This is a genomic window from Achromobacter spanius (genome assembly GCF_029637605.1).
In the GTDB taxonomy this organism is placed as follows: Bacteria; Pseudomonadota; Gammaproteobacteria; order Burkholderiales; family Burkholderiaceae_B; genus Achromobacter; species Achromobacter spanius_E.
Genome location: NZ_CP121261.1, coordinates 4,004,999 through 4,023,506, shown reverse-complemented (window position 1 = coordinate 4,023,506; position 18,508 = coordinate 4,004,999). Strand labels below are relative to the sequence as shown.

Below are 18,508 nucleotides of genomic sequence, written 5' to 3'. Positions count from 1 at the left end.
TCCTGAAGGGCGGCAGCTAGCCGGATATGGGCGAACCCTCGGCCAACCCGCGGGCGCCGCGCCAGGGAATTGGACGAGTGCGCCGGGGCAAAATCAAGGGCAAAATCACTCAATTATAAAATGAGCGCATTCTTTAACCATCCTTTAACTTTAACCCGCGCGGAAAGCGTGCCAAACCATGCATAAACTTGTTCTCATGCGCCACGGCGAAAGCCAGTGGAATCTGGAAAACCGCTTCACTGGCTGGACCGACGTCGACCTGACCGAAACCGGCCGTGAACAGGCCCGCAAAGCCGGTGAGCTGCTGAAGAAAGAAGGCTACACCTTCGACCTGGCCTACTCGTCGGTGCTCAAGCGCGCCATCCGCACGCTGTGGATCGCGCTGGACGCCATGGACGCCATGTACACCCCGGTGGGCGTGAACTGGCGCCTGAACGAACGCCACTACGGCGCGCTGCAAGGCTTGAACAAGGCCGAAACCGCCGCCAAGTATGGCGACGAGCAAGTGCTGATCTGGCGCCGTGCCTACGCCATCGCCCCGGAACCGCTGTCGCTGGATGACGAACGCCACCCGCGTTTCGACAGCCGCTACGCCAAGATCCCGGCCGACCAGTTGCCCGCCACCGAGTGCCTGAAAGACACCGTGGACCGCGTACTGCCGTTCTGGAATGATTCGATCGCCCCGGCCATCCGCGCCGGTCGCAAGGTGCTGATCGCCGCCCACGGCAACAGCCTGCGCGCGCTGATCAAGCACCTGGACAACGTCTCGGACGACGACATCGTCAACCTGAACATCCCGACCGGCCAGCCGCTGGTCTACGAATTGGATGATGACCTGCGCCCGATCCGCCACTATTATCTGGGCGATGCCGCCGAGATCGAGGCGGCCATGGCTGCGGTTGCCGCCCAAGGCAAGGCTAAGAAGGACTGATATCTCTATGCGTCGCACGGCAGGGTTGTTGTTGGCGGTCATGTTGACCGGTGGGGTGCTGTCGGCTCGCGCCGCGCCCAACGACCTTGCAGGCCGCCAGTCCGACGCCGAGCGTCAGCAGGCGGCCTTGCGCGACCGCATCGAGAATCTGCAAAAGGAAATCGACGGACGGGAAACCGCCCGCAAGGAAGCCGCCGACGCGCTCAAGCAGTCGGAATCGGCCATTTCCAAGATCAACCTGCGCCTGCGCGAACTGGCCGATGCCGGCCGTCAGGCGCAGACCGAACTGACCGGGCTGGAAAAGCAGATCGGCGAGCAGGAAGCCGTGCTGGCCAAGCGCCGTGTGGAACTGGCCGACCAGCTTCGCACCCAGTACACCAGCGGCCTGTCGCCGTGGACGGCGCTGCTGTCCGGCGACGATCCCCAAGTGCTGGGCCGCAACCTGGGCTACCTGGACTACGTGTCGCAAGCCCGGGCCAATGCCGTCAAGGCGCTTCGGGCCGACATCGATCGCCTGGCGGCCTTGCAGGCGCGCGCTGATGCCCGGCGCGATGAAATCGAAAAAGTCGTGGCTGAGACGTCCGAGCAGAAGGCCGCGCTGGTCGGCCAGCAGAAAGAGCGCGCCACGCTCCTGGCCCGGCTGGAAGGGCAGATCGCCGCCCAGCGTGCCGAAGCCAACAAGCTGGGGCGCGACGATCAGCGCCTGTCGCGCCTGATCACCGATCTGGATGCGGCCATCGCCAAGCAGATCGAAGAAGCCCGCAAGGCCGAAGAGGCGCGCAAGAAGGCCGAAGAGGCCCGCCGCGTGGAAGAAGCGCGCCGTGCGGCCGAAGAATCCAAGAAGCGCGTCGAGGCCGAACGCCGTGCCGAAGACGCCCGCAAAAAAGCCGAGGCCGACCGCAAGCTGGCCGCCGAAGCCGCCACCCGCCGCGAGCGCGATAGCCGCGATGCCCGCGACGCGGCCCAAGCCCGCGAACAAGTCCAGGCGGCCTCGCGCCAAAGCCGTGGCCCGATCGCCGTGGCCGACCCAGACGCCGCCGGATTACGCCCGGCTGAACAAAAGCAGACTCGCCTGATCGATCCGGCCGTATCAACGCCGCAAACCTCGGCCAAATCGCCCGAACCCGCAAAAAAGACGGAACCCGCAGAGGCTGAAACCACTCCAACCCGCAGTGCATCGGCGCAACAAAGCGCCCGCGCCGCGCCGTTGGGCAGTGGCAGCGGCTTGAAACATGGCTTGGCCATGCCGGTGCGGGGCCAGGTGCAGGGCCGTTTCGGGGTTGACCGCCCGGATGGCGGCGTCTGGCGGGGCGTGGTGCTGCGCGCGCCCGAAGGCACGCCCGTCAAGGTGGTGGCCCCGGGCACCGTGGTCTACGCCGCTTGGCTGCGTGGTTTTGGCAATCTCATCATTGTGGATCATGGTCAGCAGTACCTGACTGTCTATGCTTACAACCAAAGCTTGCTCAAACGGGTGGGGGATTCGGTGTCAGGTGGCGATACTATTGCTACCGTAGGTGCAACCGGCGGCCAAGTGGAATCCGGCCTATACTTTGAAATTCGCCATCGTGGCGCTCCTGTGGACCCGGCCCAGTGGCTGGCCCAATAGGTTGGTAGGTACAAGTCGTTGGTAAATTACCAAACCGCCATCGGCGAAAACAAAATTCGGGAAGTGTGCATGGGCACTCGCAAGTTTCGCGGTTTCGGTCTGATTGCCATCGGTGCGGTGGCTGGCGTATTGCTTAGCGTAGGGGTAACAGCCGTTGCCCAGCGCGGCAGTCCATTGCCTTTGGACGAGCTCAGGCAACTGAGCAACGTTTTCGCCGCCATCAAGAACAACTACGTCGAAGCGGTCGACGACAAAACCCTGATCGACAATGCGATCTCGGGCATGGTCTCGAACCTTGACCCGCACTCGGCCTATCTGGATGCCGATGCCTTCCGCGAAATGCAGACGGCGACCCAAGGCGAATTCGGCGGCCTGGGCATTGAGGTTGGCGCGGAAGACGGCTTCGTGAAGGTGATCTCGCCCATCGAAGACACGCCCGCCGCGCGCGCCGGCGTCATGGCCGGTGACCTCATCATCAAGATCGACGACACGCCCACCAAGGGCATGACCCTGAACGACGCGGTCAAGCTCATGCGTGGCGCGCCCAAGTCGCCCATCACCCTGACCATCATGCGTGCCGATCGTCCCCAGCCCATCGTGCTGAAGATCGTGCGTGATGTCATCAAGGTGCGCAGCGTGCGCAGCAAGATGCTGGACAACGGCGTCGGCTACGTTCGTGTTGCGCAGTTCCAGGAAAAGACCGGTGCCGATCTGGCCAAGCAACTGAAGGACCTGGGCGCCAAGGCAGCCCCCAAGGGTCTGGTGCTTGACCTGCGCAATGACCCGGGCGGCCTTCTGACCAGCGCCATCGGCGTGTCGGGCGCGTTCCTGCCGCCGGACACCCTGGTGGTGTCCACCGACGGCCGCACGCCCGACGCCCGCCACAAATACCTGGCCACGCCGTCGGAATATGCCCGTGGCGAAAGCAACTACCTGTCGGGCCTGCCGGCCTGGACCAAGACGGTGCCGATGGTGGTGCTGGTGAACGTGGGTTCGGCCTCGGCATCCGAAATCGTGGCCGGCGCGCTGCAAGACCACAAGCGCGCCAAGGTGCTGGGCAACCGCACGTTTGGCAAGGGCTCGGTGCAGGTCATCCTGCCGCTGTCCGAATCCACCGCCGTCAAGCTGACCACCTCGCGCTACTTCACGCCCAGCGGCCGCTCCATCCAGGCCACGGGCATTGAGCCGGACTACGTCGTTGCCGATACGGCCGATGGCGACCTGTTCCGCCTGCCGCGCGAAGCCGACCTGCAGCGCCACCTGTCCAACCCCGAGACCACCAACGAGGTGAAGTCCAACTCGTCGCAAGACAACGTCGACCTGCCCACCAAGGTGTTCGAGTTCGGCGGCAAGGACGACTTCCAACTGCAGCAAGCCCTGAACGTGCTGGCCGGCAAGCCGGTGCAGAAGGGTTCGGCCCGCGCGCAAGCCAAGGCCGACGCCAAGGCGGGCGGCGGCGCCCCGGTGCGCATGACGATCACGCCGACCGGAGTCGAGCCCAGCAAGGCCAAATGAACGACCAGCAATTGCTGCGCTACGCCCGCCACATCCTGCTGGATGAGCTGGGCATAGAAGGGCAGGAAAAACTGCTGGCGGCGCGTGTGCTCATCGTGGGTGCCGGGGGGCTGGGTTCCCCCGCCGCCTTGTACCTGGCCACCGCCGGCGTGGGCGACATCACCCTGGCCGACGACGACGTCGTCGAGCTCAGCAACTTGCAACGCCAGATTCTCCACACCACCGCCAGCATCGGCCGCCACAAGGCCGAGTCCGGGCGCGACATGCTGGCCGCGTTCAACCCGCAGGCGCAGGTCCATGCCCGGGTTGAGCGTCTGCAAGGGCAAGCCCTGTCCGATGCCGTCGCGGCGGCGGATCTGGTGCTGGACTGCACCGACAACTTCACCACCCGCCATGCCATCAATCGCGCCTGCGTGCAGCACCGCAAGCCCTTGGTGTCGGGCGCGGCGATCCGCTTTGACGGGCAGGTCAGCGTGTACGACCTGCGCGACGACCGCGCGCCCTGTTACCACTGCCTGTTTCCCGAAGCGGACGATGTCGAAGAAGCCAACTGCGCCACGATGGGCGTGTTTGCCCCCGTGGTCGGCATCATCGGCAGCATGCAGGCCGCCGAGGCCCTGAAACTGCTGTCCGGCGTGGGTGAAAGCCTGTCGGGCCGGTTGCTGTGGCTGGATGTTCGCACCATGCAATGGCGCAGCGTCAACGTGCAGCGCGATCCCGAATGCGAGGTCTGCGGGCATCGCGGGCACTAGCTCGCTGCTCCCTTCGGCAGCCTGTCCGCCTCGGCGTCGCCACCTGCACAGGCGCCGTATTGCCCTTGCGGACAATATTAAAGGCCATCAATACCTGCTATAACGCCAGCCAGCCTACTGAAATCAAAGGTGGCGAAATGGACGTGACCGCGTGGATACAGGACTGAAGTTCAGCTTGCCCAAGTGGCGCCTGACGCGTTGGCTGACCCATTCGGGGCCGGACACCCCCGCGGACATTCGGGCGGCGCTGATTGCCAGCCTATTCGGCACGCTGCCCATTTTTGCGGGCGGCGTCATCAACACACTCATGATTTCCGGCGTCGTCGCCTGGCGGCGCCCCGAACCCCTGTACCTGTCTTGGCTGCTGTTGGAGGTGGTGCTGGCCATTATCCGCGTCACGGTCCTGCGCGCGGCCTTGCGCGCCGCTCCCAAAGGCGGCAACACCCACACTGACCTGTATATCGTGCTGGCCCTGGGCTGGGCCTTCAGCGTGGGGTATGGCGTCTTCATCACCTTCCTGAACGGTGACTGGCTGGCGGCAACCCTGGCGGGCGTTTCCTGCGGGGCCATGGCCGGCGGCATCTGCTTTCGCAACTATGGCGCGCCGCGCCTGGTGGGCGTGATGATCTTCCTGAGCATGGGGCCCATGTGCCTGGGCGCCTTGTTCACGGGCGAATACGTCACCGCCATCGTCTTCATCCAGATCCCGTTCTACCTGGTCAGCATGACCATCGCCTCACACCGGCTGAACCGCATTCTGGTGTCGACCATGGTGGCCGAGCGGGCCAGCAAGCGCCGCGCCAACGAAGACGCGCTGACCGGGCTGGCCAACCGCACCGGCTTGCAGGTGGCGCTTGAGCGCGTATGCGCCAGCGCGCGCGGGCAGGACAGCAACGCCGCGCTGCTTTACATGGACATGGACGATTTCAAGCGCATCAATGACACCTACGGCCATGCCGCCGGCGACCAGGTATTGGTGACGATTGCCCAGCGCATGCGCGCCATGTTGCGGGTGGACGACGTGGCGGCGCGGATTGGCGGCGATGAATTCATCGTGCTGGTGACAGGTATCGACGCCACGGCCGCTCGACGCCTGGGGGAGCATCTGCTGCTGGATGCCTTGCAGCCCATCGCCCTGGCGGATGGCACGCGGGTGATTGTCGGGCTGTCGATCGGTATTTCGATTATTTCGGCTACCCACCGCAGCCCCCAGGCGGCACTGGATTCCGCCGACGCCGCGCTGTACCGCGCCAAGGCGAGAGGAGGGCGCTGCTGCGAAGTCGACAATGGTGAGGTGGACGGGCAGCAAGAGCCGGTGGCGGGCAGCAGCAGCAGCGAGCCAGCGACCGCCTGAGAACGCCACGGCTTGAGAGTGCCACGCGTGCTGCGACCTTGCGTGGACCACAGATCGACCGGATTTTTTTGCGCAAACTTATCAGATAACCTGAAAAGTTATCTATAATTCGCCCCATGTTGACTAAAAGCCTGACCCTGACCGAACAAGTCGCGCATCGGATCGCTGCGGATATTGCCGACGGCGTACACGCCGTGGGCGCCAAGCTTCCGCCTGGCCGCGTGCTGGCCGAGCAATATGGCGTGAGCGCCGCTGTGATCCGCGAGGTGACCGAGCGCCTGCGTGCCCAAGGGCTGATCCAAAGCCGTCAGGGCTCGGGCAGCACCGTCGTGTCACGCACCGGCGGCCAAGGCTTCCAGGTGTCGAGCGGGGTCGCGCTCAACCGCGAACTGTTGGCCAACCTCTATGAATTGCGGATGGAACTGGAAGGGGGCGCGGCGGCGCTGGCTGCCTTGCGGCGCAATGCCGCCGACCTGAATGCCATGGCGCAGGCCTTGGCGTTGCTGGAAACCCATCTTGAACATCCCGAGCAAGGCGTCGAGCACGACGTCTCGTTTCACGTCGCGATTGCCGCCGCCACGCACAACCGCAGCTATCAGGACCTGCTGCAGTACCTGAACCGGCAACTGCGCCTGGCCGTCAGCACTGCCCGCGCGAACAGCCGCCTGCATGACGGCCTGAGCGCAGCCGTGCACCAGGAACATGTGGCGGTGTTTGAAGCCATCCGCGCCCGCAATCCCGACCGCGCCCGCCAGGCGGCGGTGCGCCATTTGCAGCAGGCGGCCAACCGCCTGCAACTTGATCTCCTTTTTCCCGCAGGCACGCCAACATCATGACCGCATCCGACTTCACGCAACGCCTGGTCCAAGCCCTGGGCCCTGACACCGTCTACACCGCCGAGGCGGACATCGCACCCTGGTTGTCCGACTGGCGCGGCCTTTACAACGGCCACGCGCAGGCGGTCGTGCGTCCGCGCACCACGGCGGACGTCGCCGCCTGCCTGGCGTTGTGCCAGCACGAGGGCGTGCCGGTGGTGCCGCGTGGCGGCAATACCGGGCTGTGCGGCGGCGCAACGCCCGACGCCGGCGCGCGGAACGTGGTATTGAGCCTGGACCGCATGAATGCCGTGCGCTCGATTGATACGGTGGCCAACACCATGGTGGCCGAGGCGGGCGCCATCCTGGGGAATTTGCGCCGCGCCGCGCAAGACGCGGGGCGTCTCTTGCCGCTGAGCCTGGCAGCGGAAGACTCCAGCCAGATCGGCGGCAACGTCGCCACCAATGCCGGCGGCGTGAACGTGGTGCGTTACGGCATGGCGCGCGAGCTGGTGCTGGGTCTGGAAGCCGTGCTGCCCACCGGCGAAATCTTCAATGGCTTGCGCACGCTGCGCAAAGACAACACGGGCTACGACCTGAAGCAGTTGCTGATCGGCTCCGAGGGCACCTTGGGCGTGATCACGGCGGTAGCCCTGCGCCTGTTCCCGCGCACGGATGTACGTTCGGTGGTGCTGACGGCGGTTGAATCGCCCGCGCAGGCCTTGCAGTTGTTTGAGATCCTGTTCGAACAATGCGGCGCGCGCCTGCAGGCGTTTGAGTACTTCTCGGGTGATTGTCTGGACTTGGTGCTGACGCATGCCGAAGGCGTGCAAGAGCCGTTCGACCAGCGCTATCCCGCGTATGTGCTGGTGGAGCTTGCCGATACGGCGGACGAGGCGGGTCTTACTACGCTGTTGGAAAACGTGATTGGCACGGCGCTGGAACGCGGCCTGTGCCTGGACGCAGCGGTGTCGGCTTCGATGGCGCAGTTGCAGACCTTGTGGAAACTGCGTGAGGAAATCTCCGAGGCGCAACGCGCTGATGGTCCGCATTTGAAGCACGACGTGTCGCTGCCGATTGAACGGATCCCGGAATTCATGGTGTCCGCCGAAGCGCGGGTGCGGGCGATATTCCCTGATATCCGTCCGTTCATCTTCGGGCATTTTGGCGACGGCAATCTGCACTACAACCTGTCTCGCCCGGCAGGCGCGGCGCGCGATTGGGTGGCGGTGAATGGGGCGGCGATCACCGATGCCGTGCTGGACGAGGTGAACCGCTATGGCGGGAGTATTTCCGCTGAGCACGGCATCGGGCAGCTCAAGCGCGACCATTTTCTGCATAGCAAGGACTCGGTGGAGCTGAGGTTGATGCGAGAGATCAAGAAGGTGATGGACCCGGCGGGAATCATGAATCCGGGGAAGTTGCTGTAGTTGGCTGCTGTGATGGGTTTCGCGCGGTGGGCGGCGGTGTTCGTGGCATCAATCTGGCGTGCTGCACCCATCCGGCGGGTCATGAATCTTTGCGCGTTGCTTGATGGGTTTCGCGCGGTGGGCGGCGGTGTTCTTGCCGTCAATCTGGCGCGCTACACCCATCCTACGGGTGATGAATTTTTGTGCGCTGCTTGATGGGTTTCGCGCGGTGGGCGGCGGTGTTCGTGGCATCAATCTGGCGCGCTACACCCATCCTACGTAGGATGGGTGTAGCGCGGCAATGTGCGCGCAAGAATGACGATGCGCCTCGCGCGCAACCCATCATTGCCGGTGATAAACCTCGGCGCCCTTCTTCACGAACTCCACCGACTTTTCCTGCATGCCCTTCTGCAAGGCGTCTTTCTCGCTGACGCCTTGCGCCGCCGCGTAATCGCGCACGTCCTGCGTGATTTTCATGCTGCAGAAATGCGGGCCGCACATCGAACAAAAATGCGCGACCTTCATTGAATCCTTCGGCAGCGTCTCGTCGTGGAATTCCTTCGCGGTGTCCGGGTCCAGGCCCAGGTTGAACTGATCGTCCCAGCGGAACTCGAACCGCGCCTTTGACAAGGCGTTGTCGCGAATCGCCGCGCCCGGGTGACCCTTGGCCAAATCCGCCGCATGCGCCGCGATCTTGTACGTGATGATGCCGTCCTTCACGTCCTTCTTGTTCGGCAAGCCCAGGTGTTCTTTGGGCGTCACGTAGCAGAGCATTGCAGTGCCGTACCAGCCGATCAGCGCCGCGCCGATGCCGGACGTGATGTGGTCATAGCCGGGCGCGATGTCGGTGGTCAGCGGCCCTAGCGTGTAGAACGGTGCCTCGTGGCAGTGTTCAAGCTGCAGCTCCATGTTTTCCTTGATCATCTGCATCGGCACGTGACCCGGGCCTTCAATCATGACCTGCACATCGTGCTTCCACGCCACCTGCGTCAGCTCGCCCAGCGTCTTCAATTCCGCGAACTGCGCTTCATCGTTGGCGTCGTAGCCCGAGCCCGGACGCAGCCCGTCGCCCAGCGAGAAACTCACGTCATAGGCCTTCATGATGTCGCAGATGTCTTCGAAGCGCTCGTACAGGAAGCTTTCCTTGTGATGCGCCAAACACCATTTGGCCATGATCGAACCGCCGCGCGACACGATGCCAGTCATGCGGTCGGCCGTCATCGGAATGAACGGCAGTCGAACCCCCGCATGGATCGTGAAATAGTCCACGCCTTGCTCGGCCTGTTCGATCAACGTGTCGCGGAAAATTTCCCACGTCAGGTCCTCGGCCTTGCCATCCACTTTTTCCAGTGCCTGGTATATGGGCACCGTGCCAATCGGCACGGGTGAATTGCGGATGATCCACTCGCGCGTTTCGTGGATGTGCTTGCCGGTGGACAGATCCATCACCGTGTCGCCACCCCAGCGGATCGCCCAGGTCATCTTTTCCACTTCTTCGCCTATGCCCGAACTCACGGCCGAGTTGCCGATGTTGGCGTTGATCTTCACCAGGAAGTTGCGCCCGATTGCCATGGGCTCGACCTCGGGGTGGTTGATGTTGGCCGGGATGATGGCGCGACCGCGCGCGACTTCATCACGCACGAATTCCGGCGTGATCGCCGCGGGAATGGCCGCGCCGAACGACTGGCCCGGATGCTGTCGCAGCAGGCGTTTGACCATTTTTTCGCCATCCGGGCCGCTGTCGCGCAGCGTTTGCAGGTAGTGCTCGCGGCGCAGGCTTTCGCGGATGGCCACATATTCCATTTCAGGCGTGATGATGCCGCGGCGCGCATAGTGCATTTGCGACACGTTGGCGCCCGCTGTGGCGCGGCGCGGCGGGCGTTGCAGGTCAAAGCGCATCGCCGTCAGCTTGGGGTCGGTCAGGCGTTCTTTGCCGTATTCACTGGTGGGGCCGGCCAACACCTCGGTATCGCCGCGTTCTTCAATCCAGGCGCGGCGCAGCGCGGGCAGGCCTCGGCGGATATCGATCTTGACGTCGGGATCGGTGTAGGGGCCGCTGCAGTCATAGACGGTCAACGGCGGGTTCTTTTCCCCGCCGAACATCGTCGGCGTGTCGTCCTGCTCAATTTCGCGAAACGGGACGCGGATGTCGGGGCGCGAGCCCGTCTCATACACGCGGCGCGATTTGGGCAGCGGTGCGACGGCCGCCGCGTCGACTTCGGCGGTAGCGGCCAGGAATTTGGGATTGGCGTTCATGGAAAGCTCCAAGCGAGTGGTTGGAGCCGATCGGGAATGGACTTCCTCCAGGCGTGCAGCGACGCAAGGCGGAAATACGGCTCCCAGCATCGGCATTATCCGTACTGGTACGAAGGGACTCTCTCAACACGTTCCACCCCAAAAGGTGAAACGAGTACCCCTGCACGAAAGCGAAGTATAGAGCGTGCCAAGCCGGTGCACGTCGCCACGCGGTCCAACTCATGCCTGGCGTGCATGAGATCATTCGTGCAACGCTCGTCGCAGAGAGCTGGTATTACTGGTTTACATTTGGATTCAGTCTGCGGCGACACCGTCATTCAGGTTCTGTACACTTTTTCCAACCAAACGCCCGGCGGGCCTTATCTTCGCTGGGCATAGCTAACTTAGAAGAAGGAATCGAGCATGCAACTGACCCTACGCAAATTGGCGCCCGCCCTGGTTGTCGTGACGTTGGCGCTGGCGGGTTGCAAAACCGCTCCGACCAAAGCGCCTGGCGCGGCAACCACGCCCGACGCCGGCCAACAAACGACCCAACCCGCCGCCGCTTCGTCGGTGGATTTCTATCTGGCTCACCAACAACCTGGCCCGGGCCTGCGTGAAATCGCTCTGCCCGACGGCAAGCTCTATTTGCAGGAAGTGCCCGTGCTGACGCGTGCCGATCTCACCGACGCCGCTGCATTGGTCGACCGCCAAGGCCAGAATTTCGTGGGCCTGCGCTTCTCGGAAGCTGGCGCCCGCAAGCTGACCGAAATCAGCACGAAGAACGTCGGCAACCGCTTGGCCTTGGTGATTGACCAGGAACTCGTTGCTGCCCCGAGCATCGCCGAACCGCTCAACCGTGGCGTGCTGGCCTTCGGTGTGGCATCGGCGCAAGCGGCTTCCAACATTGCCGCCAAGATCCGCGGTGATGCCCCGCCGGCTCCGGCATCGGCTCCGGCCACCGGCGGCACGGCACCCGCACCCAAGCCCTGATCTTTCAGCGCATAAGAAAAAATATCCGCACCCTAGGGTGCGGATATTTTTTTGCCTGCCAGTAATGGGTTGGGCGACTAGCGTTGCGCGTAGCGGTCAGCCTATCTTGCGCCCGCGCGGTTTGACGGTGCGGCGCGCCTGCGCCGTTTCAATGAAGGTCTGCGTCAACGCTTCAAGCATCGCGCGATCGTCGGGAGTCAGGCCGTCGAACTGCGACGGGGCAATGTTGGGAAAGGGCCAGGGCGCCTGTGGGCGCGGCCTTCGCGCCACACGGGGCATGGTTTCGGCCACGCCCACGGGCAGCAAGGTGTCGGACAGGTCGTAGCCTTCCATGGGCATTTCCATGGGACCCTTGCCGGTCTCCAGCCATTCCAGCTCAATCTTCAGAATCTGCGCAAGCTTACGGACGGAGCGGCTGGAGTGCCGCAGCCCGCTTTCGTAACTGGCGATTGCACTTTGCGAGATTCGCGCAAGACGAGCGAGCGTCTTCTGCGTGTGACCACGCAGAAGACGGGCTTGCTTCAATCGGTCTGAAAATGTCTTCACGCGTCGATTGAAGCTTGCTCATGATTTACTTTGGTGGTTATAAGCATTACCTGAGTGATAGTTTTAGGAGGCGAGCGCACATGCATGAACGAGGCAACGTGTTCGTCGTGCAACTTGATGAAATGACGAGCAATCATTTTGTCGCTGCATTGCAGGATTTTCAATGGCAAGTCAGCGCGTTTGAGTCAGGCGACGAACTTCTTGAACGGCTGCGCACGGATCATGTCGACGCAATGGTATTGCGTGGGCAGGGCGCCGAGGTCCCGAAGCTGATTGCGGCGTTGCGCCGCGCGGCGCCGGATGCGGCGGTGGTGTGGCAGTCGGCGGCGGCATCGGCACGTGAGCGCGTCGAGGCATTGGAGGCCGGTGTGCACTTCTATAGTTCAGCCCGCATGGAACCCGAGGAATGGGATGCGTTGCTGCGCAATGTGCGGCGCCGACTGTTGCCGCCATCTACCGATGGGCCGGCTTGGCGCCTGGACAAACGGGTGCTGTCAGGGCCCGCTGGCGAACGGCTGCCATTGACGCTGACCGAACGGGACTTTTTTATCCGTTTGTTGAGAGCACCCGGGCAATGCCTGCGGCGCGACCGCTTCTTTCCCTGCAATCCAAGGGAAGGGGCTCGCAGCGTGGATGTGCTGGTATCGCGGCTGCGCACCAAGGCGCGCCGCTTTGATATTGAGCTGCCGGTGCTGGCCGTGCGCGGATGGGGCTACATCCTGCTGCAGCACAGCCCGCCCCAGGAAACGCGCGACTAGAGCACCACCAGGTTGTCCCGGTGCATGAGCTCGGGTTCGGTCATGCTGCCCAGGATGCGGGCGATTTGCGACGAGGGTTGGCGCAGGATGCGCCGGGTATCCGCCGACGAATAGTTGATCAGGCCGCGGGCGCATTCGCGGCCCTGGCTATCCATGCAGGCCACCACGTCGCCACGGCCGAACTCGCCTTCCACTTCGGTCACGCCGATGGGCAGGAGGCTCTTGCCTTCGCGCATCAGCGCTTGCACCGCGCCATCGTCCAGCACCACGCGCCCACGCAGCCGCAGGTGGTCGGCCAGCCATTGCTTGCGGGCGGACCACACGGGCAGCACGGCGCGCAGTTCGCTTCCGATGCATTCGCCTTGCGCCAGCCGGGTCAGCACGTTGCGCTCGTGGCCCGAGGCGATGATGGTGTGCGCGCCGCTGTGCGCCGCGCGCTTGGCCGCCAGCACCTTGGTCAGCATGCCGCCCGTGCCGATGCCGCTGCCCGCGCCGCCCGCCATGGCTTCCAGCGCAGGGTCGCCCGCTTGCGCATGCGACATGAAGGTGGCGCCGGGATTCTTGCGAGGGTCGGAATCGTACAGGCCGCGCTGGTCGGTCAGGATGATTAGCGTGTCGGCTTCGATCAGGTTGGTGACGAGCGCGCCCAGCGTGTCGTTGTCGCCCAGGCGGATTTCGTCGGTGACGACCGTGTCGTTCTCGTTCACGATCGGCACCACACCCAGGCGCAGCAGCGCAAACAGCGTGCTGCGGGCGTTCAGGTAGCGGTGGCGATCGGCCAGGTCTTCGTGGGTCAGCAGAATCTGCGCGGTGCGCAGGCCGTATTCGGCGAACGCTGCTTCGTAGGCCTGGCACAGCCCCATCTGGCCCACGGCGGCCGCGGCTTGCAGCTCGTGCATGACGGAAGGGCGTTTGCGCCAGCCCAGCCGCGCCATGCCTTCGGCAATGGCGCCGCTGGAAACCAGCACGATCTGCTTGCCCTGCTTGTGCAGGGCGGCGATCTGCGAGGCCCAGTGCGCCACGGCGGCGCGGTCCAGGCCTCGGCCTTCGTTGGTGACCAGCGACGAGCCGACTTTGGCGACCAGGCGCTGGGCGTGGGTGACGACGGAAACGGCGGGTGTTTCAGCAGACATGGTAGGCGCCGGCTGCGGCGAAAAAAGACGTAATCGAAAGGACTGCGATTATGGCTTATTCGTCACCGCCGCGCGGCGCGGCCGGCTTGTCGGCGTCGGATCGCGTGTCGTCAAAGCGGGGGTCCGGCGCCACGTAGGTGCCGTCCGCCTGGTCGCGCGACAGGTGTTCCTTTTCGCGCTCGGCGTCCAGGTAGTCTTGCAGCGCGTACAGCAGGTCTTGCGTGCCTTCGCCCGTCAGGCCGGAAATGGCGAATACAGGGCCCTTCCAGTCATACAGTTCCAGGAAGCGGCGTTTGGTGTCTTCGGGATCGGGCACCATGTCCAGCTTGTTCAGGACCAGCCAGCGCGGCTTGTCGGCCAGTTCCTGGTCGTAGCGGCGCAGTTCTTCAACAATGGCGCGCGCGTCGATCACGGCTTGCTCGACCGGATCCGCGTCGGGATCGGGCGTGGACACGTCCACCAGGTGCAGCAGCACGCGGGTGCGCGCCAGGTGGCGCAGGAACAGGTGGCCCAGGCCGGCGCCTTCGGACGCGCCTTCGATCAGGCCGGGAATGTCGGCCACGACGAAGCTGCGCGACGGCGACGTACGCACGACGCCCAGGTTCGGGTGCAGGGTGGTGAACGGGTAGTCGGCGATCTTCGGCTTGGCATTCGAGATGCGGGTGATCAGCGTCGACTTGCCGGCGTTGGGCAGGCCCAGCAGGCCCACGTCCGCCAGCACTTTCAGTTCCATGCGCAGGTAGCGATGTTCGCCTTCCTTGCCGGGCGTCCACTGGCGCGGCGCGCGGTTCAAGCTGGACTTGAAGTGGATGTTGCCCATGCCGCCCTGGCCGCCGGCGGCCAGCACGACCTTCTGCTCGTGCGTGTCCATGTCGAACAGGACTTCGCCGGTTTCGGCGTCATGGATGACCGTGCCCACGGGCACGCGCAAGGTGATGTCCGGGGCGGCTGCGCCGTACTGGTCCGAGCCACGGCCGTTTTCGCCGCCCTTGGCGCGATGCAGTCGCGCGTAGCGGAAGTCGATCAGCGTGTTGATGTTGCGGTCTGCCACGGCATAGATAGTGCCGCCGCGTCCGCCGTCGCCGCCGTCCGGGCCCCCTTTGGGGATGAACTTTTCGCGGCGAAAGCTCGCCACGCCATTGCCGCCTTTGCCGGCGACCACTTCAATGGTGGCTTCGTCTACGAATTTCATGGTGTTTGCGCGTGTAGTGGGTAATAAGGACAGCCGCCCGCCATGGGACGCTGCCAGGTGGCATTGGAAACTTTACTCGCCAATTGCCTGAGAACAAAAAAGCTTAAAACAAAAAAGCCCTGCCGCATGCGACAGGGCTTTTGCCGTTCGAGAACGCGGCGAACCGCGTTACTGACGTGCTTGTCCGATTACTCGGCAGCGACGATCGAAACGGTCTGCTTGTTCAACGCGCCCTTGAAGCCGAATTGAACCTTGCCGTCGATCAGCGCGTACAGGGTGTGGTCCTTGCCCATGCCGACGTTCACGCCAGCGTGGAAGCGAGTACCGCGCTGACGCACGATGATCGAACCAGCGGGAATCAGTTCACCGCCGAAAGTCTTGACGCCCAGACGCTTTGATTCTGAGTCGCGTCCGTTTCGCGTAGAGCCGCCGCCCTTTTTCTGTGCCATGTTTAGCTCCTGCTAAGTGGTACCGAGTCGCTTCTTAAGCCGTGATGGCTTCGATGCGGATTTCGGTGTAGTTCTGACGGTGGCCCTGACGCTTCTGATAGTGCTTGCGACGGCGCATCTTGAAGATCTTGACCTTGTCGTGGCGGCCTTGCGCAAGAACCGTTGCCTTGACCACAGCGCCGGAGACGAGGGGCGTGCCAACTTTGAGTTGGTCGCCTTCGCCCACGGACAGCACTTGGTCCAGGGTGATTTCTTGCCCAATGTCTGCCGGTATCTGTTCTATCTTGAGTTTTTCGCCAGCGGCAACGCGATACTGCTTGCCACCGGTTTTTACGACCGCGTACATGGGGTGTTCCTTAAATAGGTAAATGGGTTCATTCGCGAGGGCCCGCCCTGCTGGGTGGGATTGCCGCTTTGGAAAGGCTGAATTCCTGTCTTGGCGCCAGAATCTGGCAAGAAGGAAGGGAGCCCAAGTACTTAGCCGAATGCATTTAACTTAAATGCCCTGGCCAAACACCCAAAGGGTTTACGCGAACAACCGACGTAATTCGGGCATTGCTGACCGAATCCGCAATATTAGCGTGGGCCTTTTCAAAAGTCAAAAAGCCGTTGTGGGCTAAGGGCTTAGGTGTGGCGCGGGCGCTTCAGACCGGGGCAAGCACCCGCAGCGCCACGTGGCGAGCCACCTGGCGGATGCCTTCCATCACGTCGCGCCGGTGGGCGTCGTCCAGCCGGTCGGTGGGAATCGACGTGCTGACAGCCACCCGTTTGCCCAGCGGCGTCACGCCCACATAGGCGGCGTAGCAGACCAGGCCCGTGGCCACTTCTTCCTGGTCCTGGCCGAGGCCCGTCTGGCGGACCCGGTCCAGCTCTTCATCGAGCGCCTGGCGTGTTGCCAGGGTGCGCTCGGTCACGCGCGGCAGCGTATCGGGCACACAGGCGGCCAGGGCGTCCGGGTCAAGACTGGCCAGCAGCGCCTTGCCCAGGGCGCAGGCGTGGGCCGGCAGCCGCAGGCCCAGTTCCGACACCAGCCGTACCGGGCGCCGGGCGTCTTCGCGGGCAATGTAGACCACGTCGAACCCGTCCAGCGCCGCCAGTTGCACGACCTCGTTGCAGCGGGTGACGAAGGCGCTGGCCGCCTCGTGGAAGGCGGCTTGCAAGCCGTCGTGGCGCAGGTAAGCGAAGCCCAGCGACATCAATTCAATACCAATGATGTAGCCGCCGTCTTTGCGTTCGATCCAGCGGCGGTGCTCCAGGCAGTCCAGCAGCAGGTACAGCGTGCTCTTGGCAAGCTGGCAGGACTGCGCCAATTCGGCCGCCTTGACGGGCGTACGGCGGCTGGCCAGCACGCGCAGGATGTCGTGGGTGCGCCGGATGGCGGGCACATCGTATTCCGTGGTCATCGACTTTATTTCCAATATATTGGACGAATATTCACTATGTTGGACATCATAACGGCCTTCTTCTAGACTCGTGGCTCCTAATTCGAATGCCGCCTGCAAGGCATAAAGCGTGGAGACTCATGGACCAAGAAAACTCACTGCCCGCCGACCTAGCGGGTGCGCTGCTGGTTGGACGAGTGTGGCGCCCGGCGCCCATTGATGGCCCCAGCGTGGTCGTGGTGCGCAACGGCGAGGTCATCGACATCACGGCCGTGGCCTCCACCGTTTCAGACTTGCTTGACCGCCCTGATCGCGTGGCGCTGGCGAAAAGCGCCAAGGGCGAATCGTTGGGCGACGTGCGCGCCTTGATGAACGCCACCTTGCAGAACCAGGGCGGGCCGCGTCTCTTGGCCCCTTGCGATCTGCAGCCCATCAAGGCCGCTGGCGTCACCTTCGCCATCAGCCTGTTGGAGCGGATGATCGAAGAAGAGGCGGGCGGCGACGCCAGCCGCGCCGACGAGATCCGCGTGCGGATGCAGGCGTTGATCGGGTCGGATCTGTCACGCTTGCAGCCGGGATCGGACCAGGCGGCCAAGCTGAAAGCGGAATTGGTCGAACGCGGCCAGTGGTCGCAGTACCTGGAAGTGGGCATCGGACCCGACGCCGAAATCTTCTCCAAGACGCCGCCGATGGCCTCCGTGGGATTCGGCGCGCAGATCGGCGTGCTGCCCGAATCGCAATGGAACAACCCGGAGCCCGAGATCGTGCTGGCCGTGGACAGCCGAGGCGAGATCGTGGGCGCCACGCTGGGCAACGACGTCAACCTGCGCGACATCGAAGGCCGCAGCGCCTTGCTGCTGACCAAGGCCAAGGACAACAACGGCTCTTGCGCCATCGGTCCCTTCATACGCCTGTTCGACGGCGACTTCGATCTGGATAGCGTGCGCCAGGCCGACGTGTCGCTGCGCATCGACGGCACCGACGGCTTCCAATTGGATGGCGTGAGCCACATGCGCGAAATCAGCCGCGACCCCGAAGACCTGGTGCGCCAGGCGTTCGGCGCGCACCATCAGTATCCCGACGGCTTCATGCTGTTTTTGGGCACGATGTTCTCGCCCAGCCAGGACCGCAAGGGCCCGGGCACGGGGTTCACGCACAAGCTGGGTGACCGCGTCCAGATCGCATCCGAGCGCATCGGGGCGTTGGTCAACGAAGTGCGCTTGTCCACCGAGATCACGCCGTGGACGTTTGGCGTGCGAGCCTTGTACGCCAACCTGGCCAAGCGCGGCCTGGTCAGCTAGGGCGGCGGCCGGCGCCGCCTGCACTGACAAGAGGGGCGGCAGCGGGCCGCCCCTCTTGTCACACCCCGTATAATCGCTGGTCGAATCCCCCGCCGCACCTGGCGGGCCCAGCGGTAAGAGCCCCCTTGCGGCTCGTT

The 18,508-nt window shown here is 63.9% G+C and carries 17 protein-coding genes; 10 read left to right on the top strand and 7 right to left on the bottom strand.

Annotated features, from left to right (window positions below):
• Positions 1-178: 178 nt before the first annotated feature.
• The 7 genes from gpmA to P8T11_RS17890 all read left to right on the top strand — a co-directional run bounded on the left by gpmA (position 179) and on the right by P8T11_RS17890 (position 8,403).
• Positions 179-931: a 2,3-diphosphoglycerate-dependent phosphoglycerate mutase gene (gene gpmA, locus P8T11_RS17920; RefSeq protein WP_050445786.1), complete on the top strand. Its 753-nt coding sequence runs from the start codon at positions 179-181 to the stop codon at positions 929-931.
• A gap of 7 nt (positions 932-938) precedes the next feature.
• Positions 939-2,537 carry a murein hydrolase activator EnvC family protein gene (locus tag P8T11_RS17915; protein ID WP_268080711.1) on the top strand — a complete coding sequence of 533 codons (1,599 nt, stop codon included), beginning with the start codon at positions 939-941 and terminating at the stop codon, positions 2,535-2,537.
• A 69-nt stretch (positions 2,538-2,606) separates the two neighbouring features.
• Complete coding sequence (locus P8T11_RS17910; RefSeq protein ID WP_268080712.1) at positions 2,607-4,052, top strand: S41 family peptidase; 1,446 nt, start codon at positions 2,607-2,609, stop codon at positions 4,050-4,052.
• Positions 4,049-4,804, top strand: coding sequence for a HesA/MoeB/ThiF family protein (locus P8T11_RS17905; RefSeq protein ID WP_277549952.1), 756 nt, complete (start codon positions 4,049-4,051; stop codon positions 4,802-4,804). The genes P8T11_RS17910 and P8T11_RS17905 overlap by 4 nt, the downstream gene beginning before the upstream one ends.
• Before the next feature lie 151 nt (positions 4,805-4,955).
• Complete coding sequence (locus tag P8T11_RS17900; RefSeq protein ID WP_268080713.1) at positions 4,956-6,158, top strand: GGDEF domain-containing protein; 1,203 nt, start codon at positions 4,956-4,958, stop codon at positions 6,156-6,158.
• A 116-nt stretch (positions 6,159-6,274) separates the two neighbouring features.
• Positions 6,275-6,994 carry a FadR/GntR family transcriptional regulator gene (locus P8T11_RS17895; protein ID WP_268080714.1) on the top strand — a complete coding sequence of 240 codons (720 nt, stop codon included), beginning with the start codon at positions 6,275-6,277 and terminating at the stop codon, positions 6,992-6,994.
• Complete coding sequence (locus P8T11_RS17890; protein ID WP_268080715.1) at positions 6,991-8,403, top strand: FAD-binding oxidoreductase; 1,413 nt, start codon at positions 6,991-6,993, stop codon at positions 8,401-8,403. The genes P8T11_RS17895 and P8T11_RS17890 overlap by 4 nt, the downstream gene beginning before the upstream one ends.
• Before the next feature lie 321 nt (positions 8,404-8,724).
• On the opposite strand, the gene thiC is transcribed toward P8T11_RS17890, so the two are convergent.
• Positions 8,725-10,638 carry a phosphomethylpyrimidine synthase ThiC gene (gene thiC / locus P8T11_RS17885; protein WP_268080716.1) on the bottom strand — a complete coding sequence of 638 codons (1,914 nt, stop codon included), beginning with the start codon at positions 10,636-10,638 and terminating at the stop codon, positions 8,725-8,727.
• Positions 10,639-11,040: 402 nt separating this feature from the next.
• Here thiC and P8T11_RS17880 point away from each other — a divergent pair, with 402 nt between their 5' ends.
• Positions 11,041-11,610 (top strand): SecDF P1 head subdomain-containing protein, encoded by a 570-nt coding sequence (locus tag P8T11_RS17880; RefSeq protein ID WP_268080717.1) that lies wholly within the window; start codon positions 11,041-11,043, stop codon positions 11,608-11,610.
• A gap of 96 nt (positions 11,611-11,706) precedes the next feature.
• Here the strand turns inward: P8T11_RS17880 and P8T11_RS17875 are convergent, their stop codons facing one another.
• Positions 11,707-12,135 (bottom strand): helix-turn-helix domain-containing protein, encoded by a 429-nt coding sequence (locus P8T11_RS17875; protein ID WP_268080718.1) that lies wholly within the window; start codon positions 12,133-12,135, stop codon positions 11,707-11,709.
• Between the two features lie 41 nt (positions 12,136-12,176).
• On the opposite strand from P8T11_RS17875, the gene P8T11_RS17870 reads away from it, so the two are divergent.
• Positions 12,177-12,914 (top strand): response regulator transcription factor, encoded by a 738-nt coding sequence (locus P8T11_RS17870; protein ID WP_268080719.1) that lies wholly within the window; start codon positions 12,177-12,179, stop codon positions 12,912-12,914.
• Here the strand turns inward: P8T11_RS17870 and proB are convergent.
• The 5 genes from proB to P8T11_RS17845 all read right to left on the bottom strand — a co-directional run bounded on the left by proB (position 12,911) and on the right by P8T11_RS17845 (position 17,091).
• Positions 12,911-14,047, bottom strand: a complete 1,137-nt coding sequence (proB, locus tag P8T11_RS17865; protein WP_268080720.1) for a glutamate 5-kinase — start codon at positions 14,045-14,047, stop codon at positions 12,911-12,913. The genes P8T11_RS17870 and proB overlap by 4 nt on opposite strands.
• 55 nt (positions 14,048-14,102) lie before the next feature.
• Complete coding sequence (obgE, locus tag P8T11_RS17860; RefSeq protein ID WP_268080721.1) at positions 14,103-15,239, bottom strand: GTPase ObgE; 1,137 nt, start codon at positions 15,237-15,239, stop codon at positions 14,103-14,105.
• Between the two features lie 188 nt (positions 15,240-15,427).
• Entirely contained in the window at positions 15,428-15,688 is a 261-nt protein-coding gene (gene rpmA, locus P8T11_RS17855) for a 50S ribosomal protein L27 (RefSeq protein WP_050445798.1), read from the bottom strand.
• A 34-nt stretch (positions 15,689-15,722) separates the two neighbouring features.
• Positions 15,723-16,034, bottom strand: coding sequence for a 50S ribosomal protein L21 (gene rplU / locus P8T11_RS17850; protein WP_006216228.1), 312 nt, complete (start codon positions 16,032-16,034; stop codon positions 15,723-15,725).
• Between the two features lie 298 nt (positions 16,035-16,332).
• Positions 16,333-17,091 (bottom strand): IclR family transcriptional regulator, encoded by a 759-nt coding sequence (locus P8T11_RS17845; RefSeq protein ID WP_268080722.1) that lies wholly within the window; start codon positions 17,089-17,091, stop codon positions 16,333-16,335.
• A 119-nt stretch (positions 17,092-17,210) separates the two neighbouring features.
• Here P8T11_RS17845 and P8T11_RS17840 point away from each other — a divergent pair, with 119 nt between their 5' ends.
• Positions 17,211-18,371 (top strand): fumarylacetoacetate hydrolase family protein, encoded by a 1,161-nt coding sequence (locus P8T11_RS17840; protein WP_268080723.1) that lies wholly within the window; start codon positions 17,211-17,213, stop codon positions 18,369-18,371.
• Positions 18,372-18,508: the final 137 nt, after the last annotated feature.

Bases quoted from the DNA above. Each gene is read 5' to 3' on its own strand.
- P8T11_RS17890 (WP_268080715.1), top strand. From the start codon at position 6,991: ATGACCGCATCCGACTTCACGCAACGCCTGGTCCAAGCCCTGGGCCCT.
- obgE (WP_268080721.1), bottom strand. From the start codon at position 15,239: ATGAAATTCGTAGACGAAGCCACCATTGAAGTGGTCGCCGGCAAAGGC.
- P8T11_RS17870 (WP_268080719.1), top strand. From the start codon at position 12,177: ATGATTTACTTTGGTGGTTATAAGCATTACCTGAGTGATAGTTTTAGG.
- P8T11_RS17915 (WP_268080711.1), top strand. From the start codon at position 939: ATGCGTCGCACGGCAGGGTTGTTGTTGGCGGTCATGTTGACCGGTGGG.
- P8T11_RS17905 (WP_277549952.1), top strand. From the start codon at position 4,049: ATGAACGACCAGCAATTGCTGCGCTACGCCCGCCACATCCTGCTGGAT.
- P8T11_RS17845 (WP_268080722.1), bottom strand. From the start codon at position 17,091: ATGACCACGGAATACGATGTGCCCGCCATCCGGCGCACCCACGACATC.
- rpmA (WP_050445798.1), bottom strand. From the start codon at position 15,688: ATGGCACAGAAAAAGGGCGGCGGCTCTACGCGAAACGGACGCGACTCA.
- P8T11_RS17840 (WP_268080723.1), top strand. From the start codon at position 17,211: ATGGACCAAGAAAACTCACTGCCCGCCGACCTAGCGGGTGCGCTGCTG.
- P8T11_RS17895 (WP_268080714.1), top strand. From the start codon at position 6,275: ATGTTGACTAAAAGCCTGACCCTGACCGAACAAGTCGCGCATCGGATC.
- gpmA (WP_050445786.1), top strand. From the start codon at position 179: ATGCATAAACTTGTTCTCATGCGCCACGGCGAAAGCCAGTGGAATCTG.
- P8T11_RS17910 (WP_268080712.1), top strand. From the start codon at position 2,607: ATGGGCACTCGCAAGTTTCGCGGTTTCGGTCTGATTGCCATCGGTGCG.
- thiC (WP_268080716.1), bottom strand. From the start codon at position 10,638: ATGAACGCCAATCCCAAATTCCTGGCCGCTACCGCCGAAGTCGACGCG.
- proB (WP_268080720.1), bottom strand. From the start codon at position 14,047: ATGTCTGCTGAAACACCCGCCGTTTCCGTCGTCACCCACGCCCAGCGC.
- rplU (WP_006216228.1), bottom strand. From the start codon at position 16,034: ATGTACGCGGTCGTAAAAACCGGTGGCAAGCAGTATCGCGTTGCCGCT.
- P8T11_RS17880 (WP_268080717.1), top strand. From the start codon at position 11,041: ATGCAACTGACCCTACGCAAATTGGCGCCCGCCCTGGTTGTCGTGACG.